The organism is Methylibium sp. (assembly GCF_013817365.1).
Classification (GTDB): Bacteria; Pseudomonadota; Gammaproteobacteria; order Burkholderiales; family Burkholderiaceae_C; genus Methylibium.
Window position 1 is genome coordinate 1 of sequence record NZ_JACDCU010000185.1, and the last position, 7,472, is coordinate 7,472.

Annotated in this window: 9 protein-coding genes; 4 read left to right on the plus strand and 5 right to left on the minus strand. The window is 60.7% G+C overall.

Going from position 1 to position 7,472, the window contains the following annotated elements; genetic code table 11:
• The 4 genes from H0W38_RS12150 to H0W38_RS12165 all read right to left on the minus strand — a co-directional run.
• A partial coding sequence (locus tag H0W38_RS12150; protein ID WP_367161987.1) for a Rieske 2Fe-2S domain-containing protein occupies positions 1–244 on the minus strand: 244 nt, incomplete at its 3' end.
• Positions 245–282: 38 nt separating this feature from the next.
• A complete protein-coding gene (locus tag H0W38_RS12155; RefSeq protein WP_292454326.1) occupies positions 283–1,098 on the minus strand; it encodes a phytanoyl-CoA dioxygenase family protein in 816 nt (271 codons plus the stop codon).
• Entirely contained in the window at positions 1,088–2,629 is a 1,542-nt protein-coding gene (panF, locus tag H0W38_RS12160; RefSeq protein ID WP_292454329.1) for a sodium/pantothenate symporter, read from the minus strand. Before panF ends, H0W38_RS12155 begins: the two co-directional genes overlap by 11 nt.
• Positions 2,626–2,901 (minus strand): hypothetical protein, encoded by a 276-nt coding sequence (locus H0W38_RS12165; RefSeq protein WP_292454331.1) that lies wholly within the window; start codon positions 2,899–2,901, stop codon positions 2,626–2,628. The genes panF and H0W38_RS12165 overlap by 4 nt, the downstream gene beginning before the upstream one ends.
• 162 nt (positions 2,902–3,063) lie before the next feature.
• On the opposite strand from H0W38_RS12165, the gene H0W38_RS12170 reads away from it, so the two are divergent.
• Complete coding sequence (locus H0W38_RS12170; RefSeq protein WP_292454334.1) at positions 3,064–3,993, plus strand: LysR family transcriptional regulator; 930 nt, start codon at positions 3,064–3,066, stop codon at positions 3,991–3,993.
• A 357-nt stretch (positions 3,994–4,350) separates the two neighbouring features.
• Here H0W38_RS12170 and H0W38_RS12175 read toward each other — a convergent pair whose 3' ends face one another.
• A complete protein-coding gene (locus tag H0W38_RS12175; protein WP_292454336.1) occupies positions 4,351–4,668 on the minus strand; it encodes a hypothetical protein in 318 nt (105 codons plus the stop codon).
• A 452-nt stretch (positions 4,669–5,120) separates the two neighbouring features.
• Here H0W38_RS12175 and H0W38_RS12180 point away from each other — a divergent pair, with 452 nt between their 5' ends.
• From H0W38_RS12180 to H0W38_RS22095, 3 genes are all read left to right on the plus strand, one after another.
• A complete protein-coding gene (locus H0W38_RS12180; RefSeq protein WP_292454343.1) occupies positions 5,121–5,906 on the plus strand; it encodes an extracellular solute-binding protein in 786 nt (261 codons plus the stop codon).
• 159 nt (positions 5,907–6,065) lie between these two features.
• Positions 6,066–7,304, plus strand: a complete 1,239-nt coding sequence (locus H0W38_RS12185; RefSeq protein WP_292454338.1) for an FAD-dependent oxidoreductase — start codon at positions 6,066–6,068, stop codon at positions 7,302–7,304.
• A 47-nt stretch (positions 7,305–7,351) separates the two neighbouring features.
• On the plus strand, positions 7,352–7,472 hold a 121-nt coding region (locus tag H0W38_RS22095), incomplete at its 3' end, for a glycosyltransferase (protein WP_367161989.1).

Consider the following 7,472-nt stretch of genomic DNA (forward strand, 5'->3'; position numbering starts at 1 on the left):
TGCCGTCGTACGTAAATCCATGGTAAGCGCACTCGAGTGTTCCATTCTCAAGCAATTTGCCGCAAGACAGCGGCATTCGTTTATGTACGCAGCGATCATCGAAGGCAACAACGCTTCCGTCATCTGCACGCCAGATCACGATTGGTCTTTTAGCTATTGTCATGCCACGGAGCTGCCGTGTCTCGAACTCCGATGACATTCCAGCCACGTACCACGCATTTTGCACGAACGAATTTGCTTTCATTAGATATCTTCCTGTTCAGATTTTCCTTTCGGACTCTGTCAGGATCGTCGCCAAATAACCGGCCAAAGGTCGCTGTCGAGCGGCCCACCTGGCGTGATGTCTGGGTCCCACATCATCTTTTGAATATTAGGCTGGGGATGGTAGACCGCATCGTCGCCGGCCCAACGGGACACAACGGCCCGTCGGCGTCGGTCCGCTTGAGAGTTTCCAGGTGCGCCATGCACTAAAAGGCCGTGGTGAACGGTGCAATCACCGGGATTCAACTCGAATTGAAGAAACTCGTGTTTATCCCGTTCTGATTCAATGTCGGGCACCTCGGGTAAATCAATCTTGTATCGGTCGTCACCGGCGAAGGCCGGCGGCTTGTATGCTACGCCCCACTTGTGCGAGCCCTTGATGTACTCCACCGCCCCGTTGTCGTTCGTCACTTGATCGAGCGCCAACCAAAGCGTGCATATGTCATTTCCACGCACCGGCCAATAGGGCATGTCATGATGCCAAGGCGTTCGCTCCGCGGTGCCCGGCTCCTTGATCAACAATTGATCAAAAAAGATGTTGATTTTCTTTGCCCGCAAAATACTCCCCGCAATTTCCGCGGCTGGTGACTCGTGAACAAAACGCTTGAAGCCTTCGTGGTACGTCCACATAAATGTGTCGAAAAAGAACCGGCCTGGTTTACCCTCGTGCGTCAGATTCTGGTGCAGTTGACCAGGTGCAGCCATATCTTCGTCTGCCCACAAGCGCAGCTGCTCGATCCACTCCGGGTCAAACATCTCGCGCAGAACGACGACACCATCGTCTTCAAACGTGCACACCTCTTTCTCGGTAATTGAGCGCAATGGCTTAGAATTCATAACGTACCTCCTGCTTGCGATTAGGTGGAACAACCGGTACTTCTTGTAATTCCGACTTTCCGTAATACAGCTCGAGCACGGCTCGGGATGCCGGGCGAGTCACCAGGCTCACCGACCACATAAGGAGAGCCGATGCCCCGAGCGCCCACAGATAGGACAGGACACCCAACGGGTTCTTGGCATAGATGTCGATCAGCAAGAAGATGGCGATCCCGCCGTAGACCGATGCAATCGCACCCCAGGTCGTGGCACGGGGCCAGAACAGCATCGCGAGTAATGGGACAACGAACGCCGAAGCGACACCACCGGCAAAATAGATCACAACCGTGGCAATGAGTTGTGGCGGCGTAAGCGCCAGCCACAATACCCCGATGCCAATGCATGCAGAAATGACATAAGACCACTGCGAGAGGCGCTTCGGATCAGCCTCGGGATTGATATAGCCTTGATAGATGTCTCGTACGAGCGCCGATGAGGCGGTTAGCAAAAGCGAGTCGACCGTTGACATGACAGCGGCGAACGGTGCGGCCAAGCAGATGCCCGCGAGCCAGCCCGGTAGGCTCGCTAAATAGGCTCGTGGCACGGCCACGTCGGGTGGCAGATCCGGAAAGACTGTGTAAATAGCTGCGCCGAAATAAAACATTGGTACGTAGAATACTGTGCCAATGACTGCGGCGATGATCATGGCTCGGTGTATCGTGCGCGTGTCGCGGGCGGCCATAAAACGCATGGACAACGAGGGATTGCCTACCGCCAGCAATACCCAGAGAATCCAAAAGCCGATGAGCACAGACGGACTGGCCCAACCACCAGGTCCTGGCCCGAAAACGCGCGCTGAGTCCGCTTCCAGCAGGCGGCTGGTAACCAGATCTGGACCACCGGCAAAGATGAAGAACGCCGGGACCACGATCAGGACACCCAAAACCATGACCACGCCCTGCAATGTGTCGGTCCAAGTGACCGCACGGAAGCCCCCGATCACGACTGTGAGTGCGACAGAACCGCCAAACAGCAAAACCCCGACCCCATAGGGAACACCTGCAATACTTTGAAGGATACGTGCGGCTCCCGCGAACTGCGCGACCATGAAAGCCCCGAAGAACAGAATGATTGCCACCGTGATACCCACGACCAGCACGGGATGATCAAAGCGCCGCCGCATGATTTCTGTATATGTGACGGCCCCTGTACGATGACCGAGAATACACATTCGTTTTCCGATGATGGAGAACGCCACATAAGCGAGCGTGATCTGACTGATCCCCGTCATCACGACAGTCAGACCGTTCTTGTACGCTAGGCCAGGGTAACCAATAAAAGTTCCTGCTGAAGCAAACGTCGCGACGAACGTAAAAGCCAGCACGACGGGCCCCATAGTTCGTCCGCCGATGTAGTACTCGGACATGAAATTCTTGCCCGATGTCACTAATTTGGTCAACGCAGTACGCGCAAAGATCGCTACCCCCAAGGTGAGCAACAGGTAGACGCCGAAAGGAACAATCAGGTCCCATTGCAACGTGTTTGTGTTCATTTGACTGCCACCTCTTCCATGCGGAGGGCCATGACGATACTCACGATCAAGAAGACCAAGGAAGGCAGAACACAAGCCACGAGATACCAAGTTGGCACGCCTAAAGGGAAGCCGAATTGATCGTCGATGCGGTCGTAGCCAAGCATCAACATGCCGCCAATCATGACTGTGGACTGAATTATCCACAACAGCGCAAAGTTGCAGGCCTCCCGCCTGCAGACCAAGAAGTCGTCTGCCACAATGAAATCAGAGGCCTGAGTTATCGGAGCCATTTAATCTCCATATCCAGTCGGAATTCAAAGGGGCGGCGCTCCGCAACCGATTAATGCGCCGACGGAAGCGAACAAAATCACTCCGGAACACGACACGTTGGCGCTCGCTTCTCCGGTAGGAGAACTTTAGTCGATGTGAATTCCAGATAAATATGATAAATATTGATTCAATACATCAAAAAAATCGATATGAACTTTCAGCAACTCGAAACGTTTCGCTGGATCGTCAGGCTCAAGTCTTTCGGGCGTGCTGCTATAAAAGTCAACTCGACGCAGTCAACCGTTTCCATGCGATTGGCCGAGTTGGAGAAGGAGCTCGGCATCGTGTTGCTCGACCGGACGCGCCGGAGCGTGCATGTCACTCCGAAGGGTCGAGACCTGCTTCGGTATGCAGAGGAAATCGCGTTACTGGTCTCTGAGATCCGGCATAACGTCGGCGACGCAAGGACGATGAGCGGGACGTTGCGGGTTGGCGTGGCAGAGTTGATTGCGCTCACCTGGCTTCCCCAGCTCGTTCATGCCATCAAGGAGACATATCCGCTGGTGGCTGTGGAACTTCAGATCGGGCTCGGTGGAGGGATGCTGGAACTCCTGAAAGCAGGTGAGTTGGACATTGTTCTGATGCCCAACGGCAATCAGCTGGAGGCCGGCATGCATGCCGAATCGCTGGGTAAGGTTCGCTTCGGATTTGTCACATCAAGAGAACTTGGGGTCTCCGCCCAGCCCCAGACACCATCCGATTTAGTGAAATGGCCTGTCATTACACACGGCGCCGCATCGGTCCTTCATGGCATCTTGATGGATTGGTGCAGCGACGGCGGGGTTCAACCGACCCGCATCGTCACGTCAAACAGTATGGAAGCGTCTGCAATCTTGGCTGCCGCGGGATTGGGTATCACCTTTTTACCTCTCTTTTATTACGAACCGTGGCTCAAGGAGGGTAGGTTGATGCGCGTACTCGTTAGTCCGTCGATTCCTGCGATTCAGTTCAGCGCCATCTTTCCGCAAGGGCGACAGACTCCATTTGTCGACCCGATTGTTCGCCTTGCCATGCAGCACAGTTCGTTCAGTGAGCTGGTCCCATCCGTCTGAAAACGGGATTGATTTTGATCAGTGAGACCGTGTCGGTTTGCCATCGGGGCAGAGTTGATGGAGTGGACGCCCCTTCCGGGTCGATCATCGGTCCGTCGCGCTCGCGCAGGTTGTTCCAGTCCGTGATGTGGTTGGAGTGCACGTCGTCTTGGCTAACTCGGCCAGCTCGCCTCGGATGGCAACGATTGCCACCTACACATTGAACGCCGGTGAATGGTTGTGCTGGGTCTTCTGCTCATGCTCTGCTCGCCCGTTGCACCCACTTCCCGCTCTGCGGGCACGGTTGCAAAGCAGAGTTGTACTTATCGCGGGGTTCAGACTCGCGGGGCCAGTTCTGTGAGCCGCGAGCAGTAGCGATCAATCGCGCAGGATGCGCACGTCGATGCGCAGCACGTTGCGCACGTGCCTCGGGCCGCTGCGCGGGTCACCGAGCGCAAGCAGCGCGACCGGGCCTTCGCGAGCCGAAGGGGGCGCACCGTCGTGCCCGTAGACCAGCAGCATCTGGCGGCCGGCCTCGGTGTTGACCACGGCCGCCAGGGCGCGCAGGCCATCGACGCTGCCCAGGAAGCGCACGTCCAGATGCAGGCCTTGGCGCCGTGCGGTCTCGCGCAACAGCGGCAAGGCCAGGTCGTGGCCCGCGAACAGCGTGAGCGAGAGCGATGGCGAGCCGAGCACGCCGTCGAAGGCATGCGCGAGTTCGGCGCGAGCGATTCGATCTGCGGGGCCAGGCGCGACAGCGCCAGGTCTTCGGCATGGACCAGCGCGGCGGCTCGTTTGGTGAGGAACGACGACTTCGACCCGCCGTCACGCACGGCACGCAGCATGGCGATCAAGGGGTGCGAGAGCGGCTTGCGCAGGCCGGGCCCGCGGCTGAAGCGGTACTGCAGGCCGATCGAGAAGCCGTCGCCGGGATGCGTCATGTCTTGGGCTGCGCTCTTATCTGCCTTGACGGGTGCGTGGCGTACAAGGCAGCGATGCTGACAGCCGACGTTCCGATTGGCGATATGCAAACGGCCTCATATCGCCAAGGCGCAAGCGGCGGCGAACAATCGTCGCGTCCTCATCATCTTCTGCCTGCCATGCGCCTCGCCACCTCACGCCGTGCCCTGCTCGCCCTGCTGATTCCGATGGCCCTGGCGATAACGCCCGTCGCTGCACCGGCGCAGGAAACCGCCATCACCGTGGCCTCGACCACCTCGACGGAGCAGTCCGGTTTGTTCGGCCAGCTGCTGCCGGCGTTCAAGAAAGCCACCGGCATCGACGTGAAGGTCGTCGCCCTGGGCACCGGACAAGCGCTGGACATGGGCCGGCGCGGCGACGCCGACGTGGTCTTCGTGCACGACCAGGCGGCCGAGGAGAAGTTCGTGGCCGACGGCTTCGGCCTGAAGCGCCAGCCGGTCATGTACAACGATTTCGTTCTCGTCGGCCCGAAGAGTGACCCGGCCGGCATCAAGGGCCAGGACATCACGGCCGCGCTCGGCAAGCTGGCCGGCGCCAAGGAGCCGTTCATCTCTCGCGGCGACAAGAGCGGCACGCATGCCGCCGAACTACGTTACTGGAAAGCGGCCGGCGTCGCGGCCCCGGCGAAGGATTTCGCGGGCTACAAGGAATGCGGCTGCGGCATGGGCCCGGCGCTCAACATCGCCGCGTCGAGCGGCGGCTACGCGTTGACCGACCGCGGCACCTGGCTGTCGTTCAAGAACCGGGGTGAGCTGGCGGTTCTGGTGGAAGGCGACAAGCGCCTGTTCAACCAGTACGGCGTGATGATGGTCAACCCAGAGCGCCATCCGCACGTGAAGAAGCTGGCCGCGCAGCGCTTCGTCGACTGGATCGTCTCGCCGGCCGGGCAGCAGGCCATCGCGGCGTACAAGATCGGCGGCGAACAGCTCTTCTTCCCGAACGCGCAGCAGTGAACGCAGTTCGCATTCCACCCCGAACGCCGATCCTTCCGGTGAGCCCCCTCGTTCGGGGGCGCCGAATCGCCAAAGCGCAACGCAAGCCGTGCGCCTGTGCCTGCATCATCGAGCACCGATGCATCCCGGGGAGCACACGTGGCCGTTGCAAGCAAAGGCATGAGCCATGAAAACCGCTCCGTCACCATCCTCGGCGCAGGCCTGTCCGGTGCCAGCGTCGCGCTGGAGCTCGCCACGCAGGGCGTTCGGGTCACGCTGATCGAGCGCGATGCGCTGCCCTTCTCGCGCGCCAGTCTGCGCAACGAAGGAAAGATCCATCTCGGTCTCATCTACGCCAACGACCGCTCGCTCGCCACCGCCACGCTGCAGCTCGAAGGCGCACTGACGTTCAGCACGCACCTGCGCCGCTGGCTCGGCCCGGCGGCCGACACGCTGCGGCGATCGACGCCCTTTCACTACCTCGTGGCCAAGGACTCGCTGCTCGATGCCGACCAGCTCGAAGCCCACTACGCAGCGGTGCAGATGCTCTACGACGAACAGCGCGCCTGCGCGCCGGCGCTCGACTACATGGGCATACGGCCCGAGCGGCTGGCAGTGCGCGACGACCCCGCCCGCCTGTCGGCACACCTGCGCATGGAGCGCTTCGCGGCGGCGTTCGAGACGGCCGAGGTCGCAGTGGACACGGCCCAGCTCGCGAACCTGGTGCGCGAGGCGCTCGCGAAGCATCCGCTCATCGAGCTGCGCGCCTCGCACCGCGTCGATTCGGTGGCGGCCGACGGCGGCGGCTTCATCGTCGCGGGCCAGTGCGCGTCGGGTCCGTGGGCGATCAGCTCGAAGCAGGTCGTCAATTGCCTGTGGGAGGACCGCCTGCGCATCGATCACGGCCTCGGGCTCACGCCGCCGCCCGGCTGGGTGCACCGCCTGAAGTACCGCGTGATCGCGCGCCTGCCGCAGGCCATGCGGCACGCGCAGTCGGTGACGATGGTGCTCGGCCCCTACGGCGATGTGGTGGTGCGCGACGACGGCACAGCCTACTTCTCCTGGTACCCGCTGGGCTGCAAGGGCTGGTCGCACGATCTCGCACCGCCCGCCTCGTGGGACGCCCCCTGCCGCGCCGAGCTGTCGGCCGACGAGGCGCGCGCCGTTGCGAAGGAGCTGCTGGAAGCCGTCGACGAGTGGTATCCGGGCGCGGCCCGGTGCGAGCCGCTGCTGGTGGATGCGGGCGCCATCGTCGGCTACGGGAGCACCGACGTGAACGATCCCGCCAGCGGCCTGCACGACCGTACGCGCGTGGGCGTCAACTCCCACGGCGGCTATCACTCGCTCGACCCGGGCAAGCTGACTACCGCCCCGATGTTCGGTCAGCAGGCGGCGGACAAGGTGCTGCAAGCGCTGTAGCTTCGGCAATGAACACATCCGAACGCACACCTCGCGTGGTGGCCTGCATGCCCACGTACAAGGCCGAAACCTTCATCGAGCCCACGCTGCAGTCGCTGGCCGCGCAGACCTACGCGAACCTGCAGGTGTTGATCTCCGACGACGCTTCGCCCGACGGCAGCTTCGATT

What these genes read in the sequence shown, in the direction of transcription:
- H0W38_RS12180 (WP_292454343.1), top strand. Translation starts at nt 5,121, where the DNA reads ATGGCCCTGGCGATAACGCCCGTCGCTGCACCGGCGCAGGAAACCGCC.
- H0W38_RS12165 (WP_292454331.1), bottom strand. Translation starts at nt 2,901, where the DNA reads ATGGCTCCGATAACTCAGGCCTCTGATTTCATTGTGGCAGACGACTTC.
- H0W38_RS12155 (WP_292454326.1), bottom strand. Translation starts at nt 1,098, where the DNA reads ATGAATTCTAAGCCATTGCGCTCAATTACCGAGAAAGAGGTGTGCACG.
- panF (WP_292454329.1), bottom strand. Translation starts at nt 2,629, where the DNA reads ATGAACACAAACACGTTGCAATGGGACCTGATTGTTCCTTTCGGCGTC.
- H0W38_RS12185 (WP_292454338.1), top strand. Translation starts at nt 6,066, where the DNA reads ATGAGCCATGAAAACCGCTCCGTCACCATCCTCGGCGCAGGCCTGTCC.